The sequence below is a fragment of the Bacillus solitudinis genome, from assembly GCF_002797395.1.
In the GTDB taxonomy this organism is placed as follows: domain Bacteria; phylum Bacillota; class Bacilli; order Bacillales; family Bacillaceae_D; genus Halalkalibacter_A; species Halalkalibacter_A solitudinis.
Map to the genome: position 1 here is coordinate 2,573,557 of NZ_KZ454943.1, position 23,338 is coordinate 2,596,894.

The 23,338-nt window shown below is 38.8% G+C and carries 25 protein-coding genes; 11 read left to right on the plus strand and 14 right to left on the minus strand.

The genetic code is table 11. The features are described from left to right. Positions 1-104 precede the first annotated feature (104 nt). Entirely contained in the window at positions 105-893 is a 789-nt protein-coding gene (locus CEF19_RS12430) for a carbon-nitrogen family hydrolase (RefSeq protein WP_100406347.1), read from the plus strand. A 65-nt stretch (positions 894-958) separates the two neighbouring features. Here CEF19_RS12430 and mreBH read toward each other — a convergent pair whose 3' ends face one another. From mreBH to glcT, 3 genes are all read right to left on the minus strand, one after another. Further along, positions 959-1,966 (minus strand): rod-share determining protein MreBH, encoded by a 1,008-nt coding sequence (gene mreBH, locus CEF19_RS12435; RefSeq protein WP_100406348.1) that lies wholly within the window; start codon positions 1,964-1,966, stop codon positions 959-961. 276 nt (positions 1,967-2,242) lie between these two features. Beyond that, positions 2,243-4,270: a glucose-specific PTS transporter subunit IIBC gene (gene ptsG / locus CEF19_RS12440; protein WP_100406349.1), complete on the minus strand. Its 2,028-nt coding sequence runs from the start codon at positions 4,268-4,270 to the stop codon at positions 2,243-2,245. A gap of 187 nt (positions 4,271-4,457) precedes the next feature. After that, complete coding sequence (glcT, locus tag CEF19_RS12445; protein WP_100406350.1) at positions 4,458-5,288, minus strand: glucose PTS transporter transcription antiterminator GlcT; 831 nt, start codon at positions 5,286-5,288, stop codon at positions 4,458-4,460. Positions 5,289-5,564: 276 nt separating this feature from the next. On the opposite strand from glcT, the gene CEF19_RS12450 reads away from it, so the two are divergent. Beyond that, positions 5,565-5,900, plus strand: coding sequence for a hypothetical protein (locus CEF19_RS12450; protein WP_100406351.1), 336 nt, complete (start codon positions 5,565-5,567; stop codon positions 5,898-5,900). A gap of 149 nt (positions 5,901-6,049) precedes the next feature. Here the strand turns inward: CEF19_RS12450 and CEF19_RS12455 are convergent, their stop codons facing one another. Together CEF19_RS12455 and CEF19_RS23975 are read right to left on the minus strand one after the other, a co-directional pair. Beyond that, on the minus strand, positions 6,050-6,301 hold the full coding sequence (locus tag CEF19_RS12455; RefSeq protein ID WP_100406352.1) for a hypothetical protein: 252 nt from the start codon (positions 6,299-6,301) through the stop codon (positions 6,050-6,052). A 103-nt stretch (positions 6,302-6,404) separates the two neighbouring features. Beyond that, positions 6,405-6,539 carry a hypothetical protein gene (locus CEF19_RS23975; RefSeq protein ID WP_264755134.1) on the minus strand — a complete coding sequence of 45 codons (135 nt, stop codon included), beginning with the start codon at positions 6,537-6,539 and terminating at the stop codon, positions 6,405-6,407. 86 nt (positions 6,540-6,625) lie between these two features. Here CEF19_RS23975 and rnhA point away from each other — a divergent pair, with 86 nt between their 5' ends. The 3 genes from rnhA (at position 6,626) to CEF19_RS12470 (ending at position 9,835) form a co-directional block, all read left to right on the plus strand. Continuing rightward, positions 6,626-7,252, plus strand: a complete 627-nt coding sequence (rnhA, locus tag CEF19_RS12460) for a ribonuclease H (RefSeq protein ID WP_100406353.1) — start codon at positions 6,626-6,628, stop codon at positions 7,250-7,252. 573 nt (positions 7,253-7,825) lie between these two features. Further along, positions 7,826-8,287: a TlpA family protein disulfide reductase gene (locus CEF19_RS12465; protein WP_100406354.1), complete on the plus strand. Its 462-nt coding sequence runs from the start codon at positions 7,826-7,828 to the stop codon at positions 8,285-8,287. A gap of 93 nt (positions 8,288-8,380) precedes the next feature. Next, positions 8,381-9,835, plus strand: a complete 1,455-nt coding sequence (locus tag CEF19_RS12470) for a catalase (protein ID WP_100406355.1) — start codon at positions 8,381-8,383, stop codon at positions 9,833-9,835. Between the two features lie 82 nt (positions 9,836-9,917). On the opposite strand, the gene CEF19_RS12475 is transcribed toward CEF19_RS12470, so the two are convergent. The 7 genes from CEF19_RS12475 to ureA all read right to left on the minus strand — a co-directional run bounded on the left by CEF19_RS12475 (position 9,918) and on the right by ureA (position 14,957). Continuing rightward, entirely contained in the window at positions 9,918-10,625 is a 708-nt protein-coding gene (locus CEF19_RS12475) for an urease accessory protein UreD (protein WP_157800957.1), read from the minus strand. A gap of 113 nt (positions 10,626-10,738) precedes the next feature. Further along, on the minus strand, positions 10,739-11,371 hold the full coding sequence (ureG, locus tag CEF19_RS12480) for an urease accessory protein UreG (protein WP_100406357.1): 633 nt from the start codon (positions 11,369-11,371) through the stop codon (positions 10,739-10,741). A 32-nt stretch (positions 11,372-11,403) separates the two neighbouring features. Continuing rightward, entirely contained in the window at positions 11,404-12,162 is a 759-nt protein-coding gene (locus CEF19_RS12485; protein WP_227521978.1) for an urease accessory protein UreF, read from the minus strand. Then, positions 12,056-12,544, minus strand: a complete 489-nt coding sequence (locus CEF19_RS12490) for an urease accessory protein UreE (protein WP_100406359.1) — start codon at positions 12,542-12,544, stop codon at positions 12,056-12,058. Before CEF19_RS12490 ends, CEF19_RS12485 begins: the two co-directional genes overlap by 107 nt. A 12-nt stretch (positions 12,545-12,556) precedes the next feature. Further along, a complete protein-coding gene (gene ureC / locus CEF19_RS12495) occupies positions 12,557-14,272 on the minus strand; it encodes an urease subunit alpha (protein ID WP_100406360.1) in 1,716 nt (571 codons plus the stop codon). Continuing rightward, complete coding sequence (ureB, locus tag CEF19_RS12500; protein ID WP_100406361.1) at positions 14,269-14,643, minus strand: urease subunit beta; 375 nt, start codon at positions 14,641-14,643, stop codon at positions 14,269-14,271. The genes ureC and ureB overlap by 4 nt, the downstream gene beginning before the upstream one ends. 11 nt (positions 14,644-14,654) lie before the next feature. After that, a complete protein-coding gene (gene ureA, locus CEF19_RS12505) occupies positions 14,655-14,957 on the minus strand; it encodes an urease subunit gamma (RefSeq protein ID WP_100406362.1) in 303 nt (100 codons plus the stop codon). Positions 14,958-15,327: 370 nt separating this feature from the next. Between ureA and urtA the strand changes: the two genes are divergently transcribed. From urtA to urtE, 5 genes are all read left to right on the plus strand, one after another. Then, a complete protein-coding gene (gene urtA, locus CEF19_RS12515; RefSeq protein ID WP_100408298.1) occupies positions 15,328-16,590 on the plus strand; it encodes an urea ABC transporter substrate-binding protein in 1,263 nt (420 codons plus the stop codon). A 62-nt stretch (positions 16,591-16,652) separates the two neighbouring features. Further along, the gene (urtB, locus tag CEF19_RS12520; protein ID WP_100406364.1) at positions 16,653-17,555 is read left to right on the plus strand and encodes an urea ABC transporter permease subunit UrtB; all 903 of its coding nucleotides are present in this window, start codon (positions 16,653-16,655) and stop codon (positions 17,553-17,555) included. A 20-nt stretch (positions 17,556-17,575) separates the two neighbouring features. Next, complete coding sequence (gene urtC / locus CEF19_RS12525) at positions 17,576-18,664, plus strand: urea ABC transporter permease subunit UrtC (protein ID WP_100406365.1); 1,089 nt, start codon at positions 17,576-17,578, stop codon at positions 18,662-18,664. Beyond that, positions 18,612-19,415, plus strand: coding sequence for an urea ABC transporter ATP-binding protein UrtD (urtD, locus tag CEF19_RS12530; protein ID WP_100406366.1), 804 nt, complete (start codon positions 18,612-18,614; stop codon positions 19,413-19,415). The genes urtC and urtD overlap by 53 nt, the downstream gene beginning before the upstream one ends. Continuing rightward, entirely contained in the window at positions 19,393-20,085 is a 693-nt protein-coding gene (gene urtE, locus CEF19_RS12535; protein WP_100406367.1) for an urea ABC transporter ATP-binding subunit UrtE, read from the plus strand. Before urtD ends, urtE begins: the two co-directional genes overlap by 23 nt. 48 nt (positions 20,086-20,133) lie before the next feature. Here urtE and CEF19_RS12540 read toward each other — a convergent pair whose 3' ends face one another. Further along, positions 20,134-21,168, minus strand: coding sequence for a cytochrome d ubiquinol oxidase subunit II (locus CEF19_RS12540; protein WP_100406368.1), 1,035 nt, complete (start codon positions 21,166-21,168; stop codon positions 20,134-20,136). A 15-nt stretch (positions 21,169-21,183) separates the two neighbouring features. Continuing rightward, positions 21,184-22,518, minus strand: a complete 1,335-nt coding sequence (locus tag CEF19_RS12545; RefSeq protein ID WP_100406369.1) for a cytochrome ubiquinol oxidase subunit I — start codon at positions 22,516-22,518, stop codon at positions 21,184-21,186. Between the two features lie 134 nt (positions 22,519-22,652). On the opposite strand from CEF19_RS12545, the gene CEF19_RS12550 reads away from it, so the two are divergent. After that, on the plus strand, positions 22,653-23,087 hold the full coding sequence (locus CEF19_RS12550; RefSeq protein WP_100406370.1) for a hypothetical protein: 435 nt from the start codon (positions 22,653-22,655) through the stop codon (positions 23,085-23,087). The last annotated feature ends 251 nt before the right edge of the window (positions 23,088-23,338 follow it).

Below are 23,338 nucleotides of genomic sequence, written 5' to 3' on the forward strand. Positions count from 1 at the left end.
TTTCTATAGTATACTTAGCTTTTGATGAAGTAGAAAATGAAGAAGTTTACTGTCGCTTAGCAAAAAAAAGAAAAAAGGGCGAGTTACTGTATAAGGAGATTATTATGAAGATTGCACTTTATCAAATGAACATTGTACCTGGAAAGCCAAACGAAAACCTTAAAAAGGTCGAGCGCTGGATGACCGAAACATGTAAACAGTATAATCCAGATATATTGGTTCTTCCTGAAATGTGGACGACGGCTTATACATTGCCGCAGCTTAAAGATATCATGGAAGATGAGATAGTGGACGTTGCATCATTTCTAAGTCAACAAGCAAAGCAGCATAATGTTAACATTGTGGCTGGATCGGTTGCGACAATAGAGGGTACATCAATATACAACCGTACGCTTGTGTTTAATAGAGAAGGTCTATGTGTCTATCAATATGATAAAATCCACCTTGTTCCCATGCTAGATGAACATCTTTACTTAACAGGAGGAAAAGAGAAAGTTGCCACGTTTGAGTTGGATGGTCATAAAATGGGCGCTGTTATTTGTTATGATTTACGCTTTCCTGAGCTTGCGCGTCAGCTTGCTTTAGAAGGGGCTGAGGTATTTTTTGTCCTTGCAGAATGGCCTGAAGCCCGTGCTACACATTGGGAGGTTCTCCAGCAGGCGCGTGCAATTGAAAACCAGTTTTATGTGGTGTCATGTAACCGAGTAGGGGACTTTAATCAAGTAGAATTTGCTGGCCGGTCAATGGTAACGAGCCCATGGGGGGACGTACAAGTGAAAGGGAGTGCCAAACTTGAAGAAACACTCTTTTCGACAATCGAATTAACGGAGGTTCAACAAATTAGAGAGAATGTTCCAGTGTTTAAAAGCCGTGTGCCGCATCTTTATCAGTAAGCACCTATATAAAAGTAGGTGTTTCAAAAAGGACGAAAATACTCAACCTTTTTGAAACACCTTTTTTAAACGGACATCTTTTGCAATTTATGGATATAATTTAATGACTTTCCAGTACCGATTGCTACAGATTCCAAAGGGTTTGGTGCTAAATGGACAGGGACGGAGATTTCACCTGATAACCACTCTTGGATACCATTTAATAAGGCCCCTCCCCCAGTAACAATCACTCCACGATCGACAATATCACCACTAAGTTCAGGAGGACAATTTTCTAGTGTGGAACGAATGACTTCTAAGAGCTGAAGAAGGGATTCGGTCAGCGCGGATTGAATTTCGGTAGAAGTTAATATAATGTTTTTAGGTAATCCATTGACTAAGTCCCGTCCTCTAACTTCTGTCTCGACTTTAGTATGTTCGATAGGGGCATAGCCAATTTCAATTTTCAATTGTTCCGCTGTGCGTTCTCCGATTATTACATTGTAATGCTTTCGGACATATTGAATAATTGTCTCATCTAATTTATCACCACCGAGACGAATCGAATTACAAGTGACGATCCCGCCAAAAGAAATAATAGCGACTTCGGTCGTTCCTCCACCAATATCGACAATGACATTAGCGATCGGTTCATCGACAGGTAAATTTGAACCTATTGCTGCAGCAACTGGTTCTTCGATAATATGTACTTGCTTTGCCCCGCAACTACGAACGGCATCTAAGATGGCACGTCTTTCAACGGATGTTGAACCAGACGGAGCGCAAACAACAACATTTGGTTTACGAAAAGTAAGACCAAGCTTTTTTGCTGCTTTCTTCATCACTTCTTTGATGAGACTCGATGTAACATCAAAGTCAGCAATAACACCATCGCGAAGAGGTCTAATAGCGATAATATTTGTGGGGGTTTTTCCGATCATTCGTTTTGCTTCTATTCCGACAGCGAGTACCTCTCTGGTATCAGTATTAATAGCAACGACCGATGGTTCATTTAATATAATTCCTTTATCTTTACTATAAACAATAATATTTGCTGTACCTAAATCAATACCAATTTCATGATTTGTCCACATATTTATGTTCACCAACCTTATTTTTAAACGTTTAAGATGTAAGTGTAACAGTCAATAAGTGAGAATTATAGAGACGATTCGCTTATCTTCTTTGTAAGAGTGTGAGAGTTTATGAGAGATGTTAAAAATTAAGAGTCGAACACGCTATTAAAGTTGAAAGCATTGTTAAAACTAGTTATTTTGTTGTGTGTGAAAAGAGGTAGATGAGTAAAGGAGTATGTGAGTAAAAGAAAACGAGTAAGCATAGATGCTTACTCGATTGCTTGAGCTAGTTTCTTAATGACTTTCTAACTGTATTGCCTGTTTATCGCCAAGCTTTACAGGACCGCTTTTTAATATTCTAACATGCTCTCCTTCAGCAAGGTTTGTAAAAATGATTGGTGTTATTGTTGAAGGGACGCGTTCCTTAATGAAGGCTAAGTCAACACGAAGTAATTCCTGTCCTTGTTTTACCTGATCTCCTTGTTGAACAAGTGCTTCGAATCCATCCCCTTTAAGGGTAACAGTATCAATTCCAACATGAATGAGAACTTCTTTCCCGCTTTCTGAAACAAGCCCGATAGCATGCTTTGTTGGAAATAAGTTAACAACAGTTCCTGTAATTGGTGAAGCGATAATTCCGTTACTTGGGTTAATAGCAAAACCGTCTCCCATCATTTTCGTAGAAAATACTTGATCGGGAACGCTGCTTAATGGAAGAATTTCACCGTCTATTGGAATAGAAAAGTCAATTAAACCTGATACGGGTTGATTTGTTGTAACCTTATCTTTAGTTTGAACTGGGGTGCGTCCTTTAAGAATATCTTGAATTTGTGTTTTGATTTGGTCCGAACGAGGACCAAAGATAGCTTGAATGTTATTGCCCATTTGCATGACTCCTGATGCTCCGAGCTTCTTTAATGTATCTTTTTCAACTTGATTAACATCATGAACACTTACACGAAGACGAGTGATGCATGCATCTAAGTTCGCTAAGTTTTCTTTGCCACCAAGCGCTTTTAATACATCATAAGGTAAATCAGAAACTGAACCAGAGTTGTGTGTTTCACTCGACTCATCGACATCTTCACGACCAGGAGTCATGAGGTTAAACCTCTTAATAGCAAATCGGAATCCAAAATAATAAATAGCTGCAAAAACAAGACCAACTGGAATGACAAGCCACCAGTCTGTTCGACCTGGCAACACGCCATATAATAAGAAGTCAATGACACCACCTGAAAAAGTCATTCCAATTTTAACGTCAAGTAAGTGCATAATCATAAAAGATAGCCCTGCAAAAATGGTATGAATTGCAAATAAAATAGGTGCCACAAATAGAAAACTAAATTCGAGCGGCTCGGTAATCCCTGTTAAAAAAGATGTAAGCGCAGCGGAACCCATAATACCTGCGACCATTTTCTTTTGTGCGGGTTTGGCGCAATGATAAATGGCAAGAGCAGCAGCAGGCAATCCGAACATCATAAATGGGAATTTTCCAGTCATGAATGTACCTGCAGTCAACTCAGCTCCGTCGCGAATTTGTGCAAAAAAGATTTGCTGATCGCCTCGAGCTACCTGACCGGCGGTATTTGTATAAGAACCAAATTCAAACCAAAATGGTGAATAGAATATATGGTGAAGACCAAATGGAATTAATGCACGCTCAACAACACCGAAAATAAATGCTGCTAATGTCCGATTTGACTCAACCATGACATAGGATAAGTTGTTCATGCCAATTTGAATGCTTGGCCAAATAAAATGTAAGATAACGCCAAGAAATAACGCAAAGAATGCAGTAGCAATTGGAACAAAACGCTTTCCAGCAAAGAAACCAAGGTATGAAGGCAATTCAATATTAAAGAACTTTTTGTACATATAAGAACCTAGTAATCCGGCGAGTACGCCACCGAAGACCCCGGTTCCTAAGGTAGGAATTCCTAGCACCATTTGAAAATTAGGATTCTCTGGATTGACCATATCAGCTGTTATGCCGCCAGTGACGCCCATTGTAATATTCATAATTAGATAACCTATTATAGCAGCTAAACCAGCCACACCGTCTCCATCAGAGAGGCCAATTGCAACACCGACAGCAAAGAGAAGCGGCAGATTAGCAAAGACAATATCACCTGCGCTTTGCATAATGCTTGCAAGCATGACAACCCAACTTGCTTCGAGGGCCGGAATGGTTGCTGTGATATCTGGGTTTTGGAGAGCATCACCAAATGCTAGAAGAATACCAGCTGCTGGTAAAAGGGCAACAGGAAGCATTAAAGCTTTCCCGACACGTTGCAATATTCCGAAAGATTGTTTAAACATCGTACATTCCTCCTATATTTATTAATAGATTTTTGGAAATAAAGAAAATGCCAACAAAAAAGGCATGAGGGAAAAGGAGGACAACACAAAATTAGGATGAAGTCTTACTCAACCAATTAAGTGCAATCGCTTCCTTTCCTCTCATGCCTGCATCACCAGTAACACGGTAAGAAATTGATGGCTTATTTTATTTTTTAGATAGACGTTGAAGGTGCAATGTTAAATAAACGGCCTCTGCGTCTGGTACGGGTTTCTTTAAGGCTTGCTGCATAATCTTTATTAGTTTCCATGAAAGATTGTAGCATATAGGATATTCGGCCCGCAAGATGTTTTTTAGGGGATCTTGATTATCGATGTATTTGCCAGACTGAATGCGTTCCATTGCATGATGAAGGTGTCGTACAAGTCGCAAATAGTTTATGTCTTCGCGGTCAATACGAATTTCTAAACCTTGTTCGATGACTTGTACAAGCTTCCCAATAAGTTGGGTGTGGCGATTTACTTCTTGCAGAGAGCGTCTGGTCAATGCACTATGAATATGAAGAGCGACAAAACCAATTTCCCCCAGAGGGATGTTGATATTAAGGGATAGATTTAAATCATTAATCAACTCAGTTGCAACCCCAAACTCTTTTGGATAAGCAAGCTCAGTCTCCGAAAGAAATGGATTTTTTATATCAAGTCCTTGTTTAACGCGTTTTACTGCATAATATAAATGATCTGTTAAAGCGATATGAATATGTTCATGTAACTGAACATTAAAGCGAGTTTCCACCTTTTCAATTAAATCATTCATGAGACCTATAAAGGATTCATCAATATAATCCAGCAGTTGTTTGTACTGTTCTTGTTCCTTTTCTTCTCTTAACACAAAGAATTTTTCTGCTGTTTCTCCAGCGATATGTTCACCGGGAGCTTTACCAAAACCAAGGCCCTTACCAATTAGAACAACTTCATGGTACTCAGGATGAGAAGCAACGACAACATTATTATTTAATATTTTTTTGACGGTCAGCATTAGCATTCCTTCTCTCTCTAGATTGAATACCAAACGATAGATAGTTTTCATCATAGCGAGAAACAAAACGAACGTCAATATTTGTAGGACATGTTAGACATAATACATTTTAAATAGTTGGTGACTGTATATATGTAGATGCCACTTAGATTAAAATAATATAACAAAAACTTCTGAAACATAATCGTTTTGAATGATTACAAGACGTGTTATCATATACTTAGAAACAAAATAGATAAACGAATAAAAATGCTTGTCTTTAGGAGGGGAACGTTTATGGAAGAAAGTAAAATGCAATCGTACTTTGAAGAGCAACTGGCCGCCGCAAAACGTCAATTTGAGCGAACCATTGATTGTAAACATACAGAGTTTGATGACTTGTATCCATATATGACCGAACAACCTCAGTTTTTTTGGTATAAACGTTATGTAGCGTGGCAAGAGCTATTAACTGTTGTACGTATTGTTTCAGATTTACAATTTGATTGGAAATCTTCATTTCTTGAAAAACAAATTGCTTATATTGAATCAAGAGTATTAGATGCAAAGGTTCTGGATGATTGGTATGAAGGACTAGAGATTGAAGCAGAGCAATCTTCTCAAAATGAGTAATGGCCAAAGGTGAATTCCTAAAAGTATATAAAGAGATGGTTCGCTACATTGTAAAGGGGTTGTGTCATAAGGTCTTATGACACAACCCCTTTTTATGATCATCCCTCTTTTAGTTGAGAGTTAGCGCTTCAAACAAATGATGCATAGCATTAGTTTAATGTAATGTGAGAATCACGGTGCTGATAGATACCATCTAGTTTTTCACCAATGTCCTCTTCAATTTCCTGATTTGAAGGAAGTGAATCATAACTTTCAATAATAGTGAAGTTCTCAAGGCATAATAAGTGAAAGGGATACTTCTCACCACGGTCTTCGATAATTGCAAACAACTTATTCGTTTTGGTCGAAATTAAATCACCGGGTTCTTTAATTGAGCGCTTTCGATTAATGGTGATATTCATTCTCGTCCCTCCTATCTTTTTATCATTTTGGGAGGGTTTTCGGAGATTTATACATAATAAGGGATATCTCAAAAGTAATTCTTTTCTCGAGATATCCCTATTTTTATTTTTTCTTTTTGTTATTCGATTTATTACTACCGTTATCAATCATTTCGCTTGCCACATGTTCATTGAACATACTTTCTGTCGGTGTTTGGTTATTTGTTAGTGCTTTATTAGTTTGTTTACGTCTCGTCATGTAATTTGCCTCCTCTTTATTGTTTAAAAATCGATTCATTGTTACTATCTCTTTAGATAGAAAACTTATACGAAGAAGGTGCTAGTGTGGCTAAGAAATATTATGTTGTTTGGAATGGGCGAAAAAAAGGGATTTTCACCACCTGGGCAGAGTGTGAAGCTCAAGTAAAGGGATTTACCGGAGCGAAGTTTAAATCATTTCCTTCAGAAAGGGAAGCAAAGAGTGCTTTTGAAGAAGGAAAGATGTTATCACCCCGTAAGAATGGAGTAACTAAAAGAAATGTTGATAATGATTCAATAATTGAAGAAGTGCAATGGGATAGTATCTCTGTTGATGTGGGGTGCCGTGGAAATCCGGGAATTGTTGAATATAAGGGAGTCCATACAAAAACAGGAGAAATTTTGTTTTCGCATGATGAAATCCATATTGGCACGAATAACATGGGTGAATTTTTAGCAATTGTTCACGGACTTGCATACTTGAAGAAGCAAGGTAGTGAAAAGCCGATTTATTCAGATTCAATAACTGCTATAAAATGGGTAAAGCAAAAGAAGGCAAAATCTACACTTGAAAGAAGTGAACAAACAGCGTATATCTGGTCATTAATGGATCGGGCAGAAAAATGGCTACAAACGAATACGTATTCGAATCCAGTCTTGAAATGGCAAACAGAGAAATGGGGAGAAATCAAGGCTGACTATGGTAGGAAGTAATGAATAACACATGATTATCATGTATACATAGCATACTAAAAATACCGGAGTGTTAAAAATAACTAGGTAGGTCATGAGCTTGGGGAAAGTTTATTAACCAACCCATTAGCTCTATTGGTTTTTTCGGAGAACTAGAAAGTAGAAGGCGAAATTATCGATGGTTTATCCTTTGGTGAAGGCTGGATTAATAATCCAGTTTTATTTTTATACTGAAGTTGCCGTTTGGAGGGGTTGGGGGCTGGCTCTAAGAGAGCTTTTAGACATTTTTACTGCGGAAAAGCATTCTCAACCAAACGATTGCATTTGATAGACCTGCTATAAGATTTGCAATAAAATTACTACGAAAGATATATAAATAAACGTTTGTTTAAGTAGGGATCTCCCGAGGCGCTTGTCTTTTGGGACATCCCTTTTTTTATTTACTTTAATTGTTTATTTAAAATTATTATTAATAACTATTGACTTTGAAATTACTGCTATGTACAATAATAAACGTAATCAACTAATAATAATTATAAATAAGCTATTAAAGAGGTAATGAAAAATACATATAGTATAGGAGTGGTGAAACCAATGAGACTGCGTGAAGAAATGCCAGCATTAGATGGAGCAACGAAATGGTTAAATGAAGAAGTAACAAAGGGAGAGCTTCTTGCAAGTGGAAAGGCGACATTGTTTCATTTCTGGTCTGTTAGCTGCGGACTTTGCAAAGAGGCAATGCCTGAAATTAATGAGTTTCGTGATGAATATGAAGATGAACTAAATGTGATAGCTGTACATATGCCTCGTTCAGAAAAGGATTTGGATATGGCAGTTATCGAAGCAATGGCTCAAGGTCATGATATTCTTCAACCGATTTTCGTGGATAGTGAGCATAAACTTACTGATGCTTTTGAGAATAAATATGTTCCTGCTTATTATGTGTTCGATACTGAAGGCAAGCTCCGTCATTTTCAAGCTGGTGGTAGTGGGATGGAAATGCTCAGAAAACGCGTAAATCGTGTTTTAGAAAAAGAAACAAATTCTAATAACTAAAAAAGTCAGGTAGATAATATACATTTAAATAGGGGTTATCTTAATCATAAAGTAATAGTTTGAGTGAAAACCAAATAGGGAGGATTTAATACTATGAACAGATTAACTACAAATCAAGGTGTTCCAATTTCCGACAACCAAAACTCTCGTACTGCTGGTCAACGGGGGCCGACACTTCTAGAAGATTACCAACTAATTGAGAAACTAGCACATTTTGACCGTGAACGCATTCCTGAGCGTGTAGTCCATGCGCGTGGTACAGGAGCTCATGGTGTATTTAAAGTGAAAAATAGCTTAAAACGTTTTACGAAAGCGGACTTATTCCAAGAAGGAAAAGAAACACCTGTATTTGTTCGTTTTTCAACAGTTATTCATGGCCAGCATTCTCCTGAGACATTGCGTGATCCGCGCGGATTTGCAATTAAGTTCTATACAGAAGAAGGCAACTGGGACGTTGTAGGTAACAATCTACCAGTATTCTTTATTCGTGATGCGATGAAGTTCCCTGATATGGTACATTCTCTTAAGCCGGACCCTAGTACGAATATGCAAGACCCTGATAGGTATTGGGACTTTATGTCTTTAACACCGGAATCTACAAATATGCTTCTTCATTTATTTACCGATGAAGGTATCCCGGCGAATTACCGCCATATGAGGGGATCGAGTGTGCATGCTTTAAAGTTAATTAATGACTTTGGTAATACCGTTTACGCTAAATTCCGTTGGGTGCCTAAGCAAGGAGTTAAGAATTTGTCAATGGAAGAAGCGGCTGAAATTCAAGCTCATGATTTTAACCATGCAACGAGAGATTTAATTGAAGCGATTGATAAAGGGGATTATCCAGAATGGGATTTATTCGTTCAAATACTAGACCCTGCTGATATGGATAACTTTGATTTTGATCCGTTAGATGCAACAAAGGATTGGTTAGAAGAGGATATTCCTTATCAGCATGTTGGAACAATGACATTAAATAAAAATCCAGAAAATGTGTTTGCCGAAACAGAGCAGGTTGGTTTTAACCCAGGAGTAGTTGTACCAGGAATTGAACCTTCTGAGGATAAATTATTACAAGGGCGTTTGTTCTCGTACTCAGATACTCAGCGCTATCGTGTCGGACCAAATTACTTGCAATTACCGATTAATTGCCCCTTTGCACAAGTTAATAATAATCAACGTGATGGTGCGATGGCCTTTAAGCAACAAACAGGTAGTATCAACTATGAGCCTAATAGATATGAGAATACACCAAAAGAAGATGGTGCATATATGGATCCACAAATGCCTATCACAGGAGTAGCAGGAAGACAAAAAGTCGAAAAGACAAATGATTTTGGGCAGGCAGGAAAAATTTATCGTAGCTATACAAAAGAAGCCCAAGATGCACTTGTTAAGAATTTGACAAATGACCTTCAAGTTGTGGCTGAGCAAACGCAGCTTCTCGCTATTTGTAACTTTTATCGTGCAGATGAGGGGTTAGGAAAAAGCTTAGCAGAAGGATTGCAGCTTGATATTACACCTTATATACAACATCTAAGTAAATAATAATAATATAAAAATGGTGTCCCTGTGGTTTATTAACCCTTGAGACACCATTTTTTAGCAATGTGCATCGAACCATTGTATTTTATTTTTGGCTCTTTGAGAAAGCTTCAATGTTGATTAGTTCATAAAAAGCACTCATACTTTCCTTCACGAGACATAAATCTTTGCTTAACCACCTGGCGTGGAGTCCGACAGGATCAAGCTCTGTTACCGAAAATCGTACACCTGGAAGAACGGGCATTTGTTCTTGCAAGGAACGGAGCGAATCTATAGGGGTTGGACTAATAAACCAAGCGCTCCCAAAATAAGAACAATCATCAAGTAAGCCGAGTTGCTTTTTCGAAAACGAAGAGGGTTGAAGCTTTTGTCTATCGTAAGCAATGCAAGTCCCATTATAATCGATTTTTATCGAGGTATCGACCATCTCATATTTAAACATTTCATCATGTTTTTCACGCCCAGGCGAAAGAATATCTGCAAAGTAAAACGTTGACGAAGGTTTTAGTGAAACTGTAATTTTTTGCTTGAATCGTGCATCTTTAAAAGGAATAGTTGTTTCGGGATGCCAATATAGACTAGCGAAATCGTCGACAGCTAAATCAATCGTCTGTTCGGTTAAATCTCCACTTGCACGTGAAGGGTAGATTTTTGTTGATGATTGAGTAACTAAATGAGCTGTGGAGGAGGAAGCCACTTTCACTTGAATAGCGTTTCTATCTCCACTAACCATACCTCCAGAAGTATCAACTAAATAGACGGTTGCTTCCCCCTCATCGTTTAAATAGAGCACACGACTCACCCGAAGAGGGGGCGTTTGATGACAATGTAACAGTCGTGTTTTCCCTCTTTTTAATACAAATTCCAGGTCAAGTTTACCCTGAAGTGTTTGATGCTTCACATTATTCATGAAAGAGGTTGTTCACTGGGTTCAAAGTCTTCAAGTAATAGCTGAGTTTGAATCCATTTGATAATCTCGTCGATGCCCGTTCCTTTTTTCTGGTTTGCAAATACGAAGGGACGTTCCTTTCTAGCACGTGTTGCATCTGATTTCATTAAATCAAGATCGACTTCTACATAAGGAGCAAGATCTATTTTGTTGATTACTAATAAATCCGATCGTGTCACACCCGGACCGCCTTTTCTAGGAATGTCTTGACCCTCGGCAACATCGATTACATAGATGAAACCATCCACTAATTCAGGACTAAATGTAGCTGAAAGATTGTCGCCGCCACTTTCCACAAAAATAATATCTAAGTTATCAAAACGTTTTTTCAGCTCGTGAATAGCTTCAAAATTCATGGAAGCATCTTCGCGAATAGCGGTATGGGGGCATCCTCCTGTTTCAACACCAATGATGCGTTCTGGCTCTAAAACGCCGTGCTTTGTTAAATATTGCGCATCTTCTTGTGTATAAATATCGTTTGTAATAACACCAAGTTCATAATTTTCGTTCATAACACGTGTTAATCTTTCAATTAGGGCTGTTTTTCCGGAACCAACAGGTCCAGCAACTCCGATTCTAACTGGTTTCATAGCGTACATCCTTTCTATTTGTATACATTTAATTATGAAATGAAAAGTCTTGTAAATAAAAATTCATGTTCCATGGAAGCAAGTTCAATTCCTATCGCTTGGTTAGCGATATCATCAATGGTTCGATTTTCAATGTCTAAGGCTACTTGCTCACAGTCTTCTAAAATCTCCTCAATTGCTTGTACTCCTGCAGTTTGTCCTAGAGGGACAGCTCGAACTGCATTATGAATAAGATTTGCAAGCGAGGAATAGAGAAAACTGCTAATGGCAATTTGCAAAGGGATTCCTTGGATATGGGTATAAATCCCATAAGAAACGGCCTGATGACCATGCGTCAGGTTATCATTCACCGCTGCTTTCCATTCGTGCAGAAGTGAAGAAGAACAAAGCGGCGCAGCGGTTCCGAGGAATTGTCTTCCCATTTTGATACTGCCTTGACGGGATTCTTTTGCAAGCTTTAAGGAATGGCAAATTGCATCCAACTCATACAGTCTCTTGAAATGAGAGGAGGTAGCTAATGTTTGCCACACTTCCTTTACAAAAATACCATCACCAAAAGCTAAGTTCTCATGGAGAAACGTTCGGCAAAAGTTTAAAAGGGTTTCTTTGTTATGAATCAAGTCTTGTTGAATATATGTTTCCATTCCAAATGAGTGCGTATAAGCCCCTATCGGAAATGCTGAATCATTTATGTGCATGAGCTGAAGAAGTTGTTTCGTGCTCATCGTGGTGGTGATGGTGGTGTCCTTTGTATTTGAAGGCTTGGTTGAATCGTGTTTCTGTTTCAACATACTCAACCCCCGTTTCATTGAAAATACCTTCTAAAGTTTTGTCATAACGTACGATGATTTCGTTGTTTTCGACAATACAAGGAGTGTGACGATTACCAAGCTCAAAAGCCACTTTTCCCATTTCATTCATGTTTTTTGGTTTGATCACAAAGGCAGGTTCAAGCTTTGTTTGAACAACAATTGTTGTGGCCTCATCATGATATAGAATATCACCGTATTTAAGTCCTTGTTCCTCTAACACGATAGCAATTTCGCGACTACAGTCAGTTCTTTTACGGAGAATTCTTTTATTTAATTCCTCCCAATCAAGTTCAACCCACTCTATTGTGGACTTTCCGACGTTAAACGTTTCAATGTTACCGATAACTTTGTTTAATTGCATTGTTCATCCTCCTTAAAATAAGAAATAGCGCTGTGCCATTGATACAACTTCAAGTGGTTCGCATGTAACGACATTTCCATCGACTTTAACTTCATATGTTTCTGGATGAATCTCAATTGTAGGAGTCGCATCATTTAACTTCATTGATGATTTTCCAATGTTGCGACAGTTCTTTACAACCCCTATCATTTTTTGGAGACCTAAATCCCGGTGGACACCTTTATCAAAGGCAGCTTGTGAGAGAAATGTCATCGAAGTAGAATGACGAGCTTTTCCGAAACTACCAAACATCGGGCGTTGAAACACTGGTTGTGGGGTAGGGATTGAAGCATTAGGATCGCCCATTTGAGATTGAGCAATTAATCCACCTTTAAGAATTATTTCGGGCTTTACCCCGAAAAAGCGAGGGTCCCAAATCACTAAATCAGCTAATTTTCCCACTTCGATTGACCCGACCTCATGACTAATACCATGAGTAATTGCAGGGTTTATCGTATATTTGGCGACATACCGTTTAAGTCGGAAGTTATCATTATCGTATTCAGCGTCTTCTTTCAAAGCCCCGAACTGTTGCTTCATCTTATCGGCCGTTTGCCAAGTACGCGTAATAACCTCACCAACTCGACCCATCGCCTGCGAGTCGGAGGAAATAATGCTAAGAATTCCCAAGTCATGAAAAATGTCCTCTGCCGCAATGGTCTCCGGACGAATACGTGAATCGGCAAACGCAACATCTTCAGGAACACGTGGATCTAGATGGTGACAAACCATTAGCATGTCTAAATGTTCATCAATCGTATTTATCGTAAAAGGGCGAGTAGGATTCGTTGACGAAGGCAATACATTTGGGAATGCTGCAATTTTCATAATATCAGGTGCGTGACCTCCACCTGCGCCTTCTGTATGGTATGTATGGATAACACTGTCACCTATTGCCGCAATTGTGTCTTCAACAAATCCAGCTTCGTTTAATGTGTCCGTATGGATCGCTACTTGGACATCCATTTCATCAGCAACGTCAAGACAAGCTCGTATAGCCGCTGGAGTTGTTCCCCAATCTTCATGTAGCTTTAATCCGATAGCGCCGGCTTCAACTTGTTCTCTTAGTGGTCCAGGAGCAGAGCCATTCCCTTTTCCTAAATAACCAATATTCACAGGAAAGGAGTCTGCGGCTTCAAGCATGCGACTTATATTCCAAGAACCAGGTGTACATGTTGTAGCTTTTGTTCCTGTTGCGGGACCGGTACCACCACCAATCATCGTTGTTAAACCGGAAGAAATCGCAGTATCAATTTGTTGCGGGCTGATGAAATGGATGTGAGCATCAATACCACCAGCGGTAATAATGTGACCTTCTCCTGCAATAGCTTCTGTCGAAGCCCCAACAATCATATTATCGTCGACTCCGTCCATCATTGTTGGATTTCCGCCTTTACCTATCCCGACAATACGACCATCTTTAATTCCGATATCAGCTTTAATGATGCCAGTGTAATCAAGGATAGTCGCATTAGTGATAATTAAATCAAGTACACCTTCATCACGAGTATGTATGCCGCTTTGTCCCATCCCATCGCGAAGAACTTTTCCACCTCCGAATTTACACTCATCTCCATATACTGTAAAGTCTTTTTCCACTTCAAGCCATAAGTCTGTATCCGCTAAACGAACTTTATCTCCCACAGTAGGACCATACAATGCTGCATATTGTGCACGAGTTAGTTTCATTTCGCCTTTTCACCGCCTTTGAACTGTCGCTCTGTTACGCGTTGATTAAATAAAGTACGTAATTGTTCTAGTTCTCCATTGGTAAGACCATTTAAACCATAAATGGCTTTGCTTCCACCTACTTCAACGAGTTCCACCAATTTTTCCTCGCCTGGTTCGAACCTAACTGCTGTCCCAGCAGCAATGTTAAGTCTCATTCCATAAGCATTGGAACGCTCAAATGCCAGTTCCCGATTAACTTCTGCAAAGTGATAATGGGAACCTACTTGTATAGGCCGGTCTCCTGTATTTGCTACTCGTAAAGACTTTGTCTTTCTGCCCTCGTTTAGGATAATATCTCCTTTGGGTGTTTTAATTTCACCTGGTATCATAACTATCTCTCCTATTGAATTGGGTCATGTATCGTTACTAACTTTGTTCCATCGGGAAAGGTTGCTTCAACCTGAATATCGTCAAGCATTTCAGGAATACCATCCATGACATCATCTGATGAAAGCACGTGCTTTCCTTCTTTCATTAGAGTTGCCACTGTTTTTCCAGCTCGGGCACCTTCTAAAACAAAGCATGTAATCATCGCAACTGTCTCAGGGTAATTAAGTTTTAGTCCATTTGCTTTTCTTTGTTTGGCTAATTCCCCAGCCATAAATATAAACAACTTTTCTTTTTCTACTGGATTTAGTTTCAACTATTATCACCTCGTGTGCATATTAGCTTGTAGTTTATTAGAATTTAATGAACTCTCTTTAATATAAACTTCTCTTTAGTAATTCTCAATACATATGTCAACTTTTATGACGTGATAAGGTAAGGGAGCCTGTCAAGATTAACTAGGTAAATGAAATGGCAATTAAAACCTGTATTAAAAATACATCATTGGTGTGAGCTGTATGTGACTTATAAAGAATATTATCTTACAAACTTTGTAAGGAAGTATTTTGTGAGGTTTTGTAACACCAATGCTGTTATGTTAAAAAAAAATTGGTATTCTCTGAAATGTAGAAGAAACAAAAAAACAGGGGGTAACGTATTTGAAGAAATTAATAAGTAACTGGAAAATGAGTGTTGTTGGAATGTCCTTATTAGCTTTAGTGGCTTGTGGGGGAGGAGTGACTGATTCAACAAGTGGTTCCACAGAAGATTCGAATCAAGTAGAAGTTGAATCGGGTGAGGAAGTTGAAGTTGATGAAAGTGAACAAATTGCAGTTGGTATTCTCCATTCATTAAGTGGAACGATGGCCATGAGTGAAACATCATTAAGAGATGCTGAACTTCTAGCTATTGAGGAAATTAATGCTGCTGGAGGAGTATTAGGAAAAGAACTTGTTCCCATAATTGAGGACGGTGCTTCTGATTGGCCGACTTTTACGGAACGAGCTACTAAGCTACTTCAACAAGATCAAGTAGATGTGGTTTTTGGTGGTTGGACATCAGCCAGTCGGAAGGCGATGCTACCAGTATTTGAAGAAAATAATGGTCTACTGTTCTATCCTGTGCAATATGAAGGAATGGAAGCTTCGCCAAATATATTCTACACTGGTGCTGCACCAAACCAACAAATTGTACCTGCAGTTGATTGGTTGCTGGAAAATAAAGGAACAGAGTTTTTCTTACTAGGTTCAGATTATGTTTTCCCTAGACTTGCAAATGCAATTATTAAAGCTCAACTTGAAGAAAATGGCGCGACTTTAGTGGATGAGCAATATACGCCGATGGGCCATACAGATTACAACACAGTTATTTCGAGAATTCGCGATTCGAAGCCACAGGTTATTTTTAATACATTAAATGGTGATAGTAATGTTGCCTTCTTTAAACAACTTTCTGATGCAGGTATTACGTCAGATGATGTGACTGTTCTATCTGTAAGTGTTGCAGAAGAAGAGATTCGTGGGATTGGTGCGGATGTATTAGAGGGACATTATGCAAGCTGGAATTACTATCAAACAACAGAAACACCTGAAAATGAAACGTTTGTAGCGAAATATAAGGAAGTATATGGCGAGGAACGTGTGACGGGTGACCCTATAGAAGCAGCCTATCTTGCGGTGCATTTATGGGCGCTAGCTGTTGAAGCAGCGGGCACGACAGAAGTTGATGCTGTAAAGGCTGCGGCAGCAGGTATTGAATTTGAAGGTCCAGGTGGTCCTGTAAAAGTTGATGGCGATAATCAACATATCTATAAGACGGTTCGTATTGGTGAAGTGACAGCAGAGGGACAATTTAATGAAGTGTGGGATTCTGGTGATCCGGTCAAACCAGACCCGTTCCTAGAAGGCTATGAATGGGCAAGTGGAATTAGTAGTTCTGTAGCTCAGTAACGAAAATTGAGAATAAGGGAGGGTTCTTCCTCCCTTTATATTATTCAAAGGATGTGAACTTTATGGAAGGGATGTTTATGCAAGCTTTTAATGGAATAAGCTTGGGTTCCATTCTATTACTAATTGCACTAGGGTTGGCAATAACATTTGGATTAATGAAAGTAATCAATATGGCGCACGGTGAGCTCATTATGGTTGGTGCGTATGCAACGTATATTGTACAGCAAATCTTTTCGAACTATGTACCACCTCACCTATTTGATCTTTATTTTATCTTAGCTATTCCGTTTGCTTTTATTATTGCGGCATTAATCGGGATGTTATTGGAGTATGTGGTTATTCGTCATTTATATGGAAGACCTCTAGATAGCTTACTTGCCACATTTGGTGTTGGATTAATTTTACAACAAACGGCACGATCAATTTTTGGGGCTCCGAATGTTGGGGTAGAGAGTCCGAGCTTTTTAAAAGGGGGCATGCAGGTCATGTCACTGACTCTTCCTTATACGAGAATTTTTATTATCGCTCTAGTTATTTTATGTTTTAGTATTCTAGCAATTTATCTATATAAGACTACTAATGGAAGAAGAATTCGTGCGGTTATGCAAAATCGAGAAATGGCTATGTGTGTTGGTATTTCTTCGCGGAAAGTTGATATGGCGACATTTGCGATTGGGGCTGGTATTGCAGGAGTTGCAGGTGCGGCTTTAACTTTAATTGGACCGATTGGACCGACAATTGGTACGTATTACATTGTCGATGCCTTTATGGTTGTCGTTGTCGGTGGGGTAGGGATGTTGGTTGGAACGGTGGCCGGTGCAATGGGCATTGGTGTATTAAACACCGTTTTTGAGTATTGGACAGATGCTTCAATGGGAAAAGTATTAATTTTTGCTCTTATTATTATATTTTTACAATGGCGTCCATCGGGAATGTTTTCAATGAGAACACGTTCACTTGATTAATGGATGGAAGGAGGATTTAAATGAAATTTTCAGTTGCGAATTATCTTATAAATCGAAAATGGCTATTTTTAGTTATGATAATCATATTAGTTGCAATACCATTTTTCTTGTCAGATTTTCGGATAAATTTATTAGGAAGATACTTAGCTTTTGCTATTCTTGTTATAGGTCTTGATTTGCTTTGGGGCTATACAGGGGTACTAAGCTTAGGTCATGGAATCTTTTTTGGTATAGGTGCCTATATTATGGCTATTTATCTAAAAATGGAGGCATCATCAGGGGTTCCGGATTTTATGGTGTGGAATGGAATCACTGAATTACCGTGGTTCTGGGTTCTCCTAAAAAATCCACTAATTGCGATATTAGCTGGTGTAATGGTACCAATGTTTCTTGCTGCTGTTCTAGGATTTTTCACTTTCCGAAATCGTATAAAAGATGTATATTTTACAATTTTGACTCAAGCGTTAGTCATTGTAACAGTGACATTAATCGTAAGTCAACAGGATGTGACAGGTGGAACAAACGGTTTAACTGGTTTTACGACCGTTTTTGGTTATGCTCTATCAAATCCTGCGACTCAAAAAGCTATTTATTATATAACCATTGGCTTTTTAATTGCTGTTTTCTTCCTTTGTTACCGTTTGACGAATAGTCGTTTTGGTAAGGCGCTGGTTGCGATTCGTGATGGTGAAAACCGTCTTCGTTTCTCAGGCTATGATACTTCTATGTTTAAAGTGCTTATCTTTGCATTGTCGGCGGGTATCGCGGGACTAGCGGGTATGCTGTTTGTAATGCAAGTTGGGATAATCTCTCCAACGATGATGGGAATTGTCCCTTCGATTGAAATGATATTATGGGTAGCCATTGGGGGGAGAGGGACGCTAGTAGGGCCTATTATTGGTGCGGTATTAACAAACTTAGCAAAAACCTTCTTTAGTGAGTCTTATCCAGATATTTGGCTTTATTTCTTAGGGGGAGTGTTTGTAATTGTGGTGGTCTTTTTACCTGGTGGATTAATGAGTTTACTTGATAAATTTAAGGGAAAGGGTGACGGGAATGAGCAAAGTACAGTTGTCGCAAAGCGAGAAGTCAATCATCCTACAAGCTAATCAAATTTCAGTTAATTTTGGAGCCTTTTATGCAATTACTGATTTTTCCTTTGAGATTACCGATGGGGAATTACATTTTTTGATTGGACCAAATGGTGCAGGGAAAACTACATTTCTTGATGTTGTATGCGGAAAAACAAAAAATAGTAAGGGGGCAGTGACCCTTAAGGAGAAACATGATTTATCAAAGTTTAAGGAATTTCAAATTGTTAGAAAAGGAGTTGGAAGGAAATTTCAGGCCCCTTCAATCTTTAGAAACCTAACTGTGTGGGAAAATCTTGAGCTGGCAATGAAGCAGGATAAAGGCTGGTTTAGTGTTCTTAAAGCAAAAACAACACCGGAACAAGAAAAGCAAATTCTTGAAATGCTGAACTTAATTGGGTTGACTGAAAAGAGTGAATCTCACGCGAGGTTTCTCTCTCACGGGCAGAAGCAATGGCTTGAAATTGGCATGGTAATGATGCAAAAACCTGATTTATTAATGCTTGATGAACCGATTGCTGGAATGACTGAAGAAGAGGAAGAAAAGACAGGCGAACTTCTTCTGAAATTAAAACAAAAATGTGCAATTATTGTTGTAGAGCACGATATGGATTTTGTAAGAAAGTATTCTGAAAAAGTTACGGTGATGCACGGTGGGCAGTTGTTGTGTGAGGGGACGATGGAAGAAGTACAAACAAATGAACGAGTAATGGAAGTCTATCTCGGTCGTAAGGGAGAGGACAAAAATGCTGCAATTAAAACAGGTTGAGATTGCATATGACGAAAGTGTGGTCATTCGTGATGTATCGATGGAAGTAAAGCCGGGTCAGGTGGTCTGTCTGATGGGGAGAAATGGTGTAGGGAAAACGACGCTTATGAAAGCGATAATGGGGGTTTTATCAAGTAAGAACGGTCAAATTATCTATAATAATGAGGATATAACAAAAAAGAATCCGACATTTCGTGCCAAAAGAGGATTCGGTTATGTTCCGCAGGGGCGAGAAATTTTTGGTCATTTAACAGTTTATGAAAATATTTTAATTGGTTTGGAAGCAAGAAAAGATAAGAAAAAAACAATTGATCCTACAATTTATGACTACTTTCCTGTATTACATGAAATGAAGGATCGAAATGGTGGAGACTTAAGTGGGGGGCAACAGCAGCAGTTAGCGATTGCCCGGGCCCTTGTCTCGGACCCGAAGTTCTTATTGTTTGATGAACCGACTGAAGGAATTCAACCTAATATTGTAGCGGATATTCAAAATGTAATAAAGGATATTAAGGAGAATAAAAAAGAAACCTCGATTCTTCTGATTGAACAAAGTTTTGATTTTGCTAAGAGTGTCGCAGATTATTTTTATATTATTGACAAAGGCCGCATCGTCTATGAGGGTGAGGAATTAGTAGAAGAAGAGGTTAGTCGCTATTTAGCGGTTTAACGTAAAAAGAAGCTAGGATTAACTCCTTGCTTCTTCTTTTATGTGAGTTTAATGGGATGGTTCTTGCCTTAAATAGCGCTTGTCTTTCATGAAGAGACGCCAGAACCAAATGAAGATAGGAACGAGAATGGCCATGCCTACACCGTAACCGATTAATAATGAATGAAACATTGTTTCATTTGTAAAAGCATCATAAAGTGTCACATCGGGATAAAGAAAGTAAGGCATGTGAGCAGAACCGTAGGCAAAGCTCGCTAGCCCAAATTGAAGAGCAATGAGCAACACAGCAATTCTTGGATGACCGACACCAGATCGTTTTGAGGGCCACCAGAGGGCGCTATATCCAATTGCAAAAGCTAGCAATGATAAGGAGAATAAAAACCATTCGTTTGCCATATTTTCGAACATCCAGAATGCCTCTGGAATCAAAGTCATAATCGCAGCAACAGCGAAAGATAGCGTAATCGGTCCGAGAATAATGGCGTTGCGTCGGTAGACTAAGTAAGTCTCTTCTGAATTAGCCTCTCGTGCATAATCACTTAATAGTAAGGAGGAAAGAAACAATTCAGTACTAAGTCCAAACCCTAAATGTGTATAGAAAGTTGGACTTGAAAATAGTTGATTAACAAGCACGTATTGCCTATCCCCAACAGTTTCTATAAAGCCCCCTATGGCAGCCGGTAAAATACTGACAAGTAGCGCCGGAATAAGCAGACCGGTCACTCCTGAAATTATCACAAGCATATTTGTATATTTTTGAACCGTATAGGAGTAAACCATGAAGGCGCTACGGATCGTTAGAAGAAATAATACCAGACAAAAAGGGACTAGCATAAGAGTTCCTAAGGAAGAGGCTGCACCAGGGAAAAAACCAACCAAAGCAACAACTAATAAAACTAAAAAGACATTAGTTATTTCCCACGAAGGAGAAAGGTATCGATTTGCAACACTAGCTGCTTTTGTATCAGTTCGCTTCCTGTAATACATTGCCCAAAAGCCTGCGCCGAAATCAATTGATCCCGCCACGGCATAAATAAAGAGGAATGCCCATAGAATGGTTATTGCAATATAAACATCACTCATTATGTATTCTCCTTTCTATGACAAAGTTTGTAACTCTTTTGAAACAGGATTGCGTTGGAAATAAAAATGCATCACAAGTCCTGTTAGGACAAGTAAGAAAAGGTATAAGCTCATAAATAAAAAAAGAAGCATACCTAGATTTCCTGAAGGTGTAGCAGCTTCGGATGTAAGTTGTACCCCGTGAATGGTCCAAGGTTGTCTACCGGTACAACTAAAAATCCACCCAGTTTCAACTCCAATCATTGCTAAAGGACCGGAGCTAACAAGGATAGCGAGTAACCATTGTGGAAAAAGGACCTTTTGTTTTCTTCGAAGATACCAAAATACCCATGAAATTGCTGCTATCCCTAAAAGGGCACTACCAATGCCGACCATTACATTAAATAAGGTGTGGATGTATAAAGGGGGCCACTCCTCTCGAGGGAAGTCGTTTAGTCCTTTTATAACGCCCTCGGTTGACCCTGTTGCAATCCAGCTAAGTAGCCCTGGAATCTCAATCCCGCCGATAACGCGTCCTGCTTCAGGATCAGGGGTACCCATAATAGCTAGAGGTGCGTTGCTTTGTGTCTCAAACAGTCCTTCTGCAGCAGCTAGTTTAATTGGTATTTCTTCATGAAGCATAACAGCTGTGTCATGACCATTAAGCGCGGTGTATAAGGACATAACCAGAGCAACAGCTAGAGAAAGCATTAACCCTTTTCGGTAATAAGAGAGTTCTCTTTCACCGAGCCCACCGCGATATAGTTTATAAGCAGCCACAGCAGCTAACACGAATGCGCCTGTTAAGTAGGCGCTTGAAGTGACATGAATTGATGTGACATATACGCTTGGATTGAAGACGGCTTCTAATGGTCGAACATTACTTACTTGACCGTTAATATAATCAAACCCTCTTGGCGTGTTCATCCATGCGTGTGCGTCTGTAATTAAAACTGCAGAAGCTGTTGCTCCTAATGCGACGAAAAACACACTGATAATTCTCATTGTAGAGGTGAGTCGATCTGCAGCGTAGACATAGATAGACAGAAATAAAGCCTCTAAGAAAAAAGCAAAAATTTCAATTTGGAAAGGGAGGGCAATTACTTGTCCAACAATCTCCATGTAACCAGGCCAGAGCAAGGTTAACATGACGCCAACAATGGTTCCTGATGGAATGGCCACACCGAGGAGGATCGCAACCCCCTTCGTCCACCTTTTTGCGAGTAGACCATACTCTTCATCTTTTCGAATAACCCGCATAAGTTCGGCTAAAAAAATCATTAGAGTAATTCCAACACCTAATGTAGCGAAAATAATATGGAAAGCCATAGATGACCCGAAAAGCATACGCGCTAATAGTACATTATCCATTCTGCACTTCCTTTCGAAAAGATTTCCATTCCAACCATGCTTTTACTGTGCGTTAACTATAGGCATTCTATTCAAACGAAGATAAGTTTTAATATTAATCTTTCGAAGGGGAGAAGAAGGTCGAGGTGTTAACAATGAGATGGGAAGATTATTCTATTCAACGTCAAATCAGAGTGAAAGCATTAGAGCGTTTACTTCAAACCGAAAGTAAAGATATACTAACTCTTGATTACTTACTAGTTATTTCTGAAACAGAGCAAGAGCAATATTTATTAAGGCAAATAGTAAAAAGTAGAAAACAACAGTTTGATACATTAAGGAATATTTATAGGTATATAACAAGTAACCAAGTTCAAGTGGAGCAAGAAGTTTTTCGAAAACCTGTATCTTATAAAAAGGGTCTACAGAGTCAAAGGGAAATAGTTGAACAACGACGTAATTCATTATCGGGGCTTCTTCAACAAGTGATTAACCCATATGTCATCCAATTACTGCAAGAAACTTTACATTTGAACCACTATGAAGGGATTTTATTGAGACAGCTAGAACGATATGCAGAAAAAATATAGTTATCCACAAGTTGATCAATTAAAAATAAAGTAATACACAGACTTATCAACATTGTCCACAGGTTGGGGATGTGTTTATACACAGGATTATAAACAAGAAAAGACTTATTTACCCACAGGTAAAATGTGAACTTGTGGGTAAATATTTATTTAATAAATATGCTATTAAAGGGTTTACAAAGAAGTGAATAATTTGTTAAAATGTTTTTAATAATAAAAAAATTAAATATGTTATTTTTATAATAAAATTG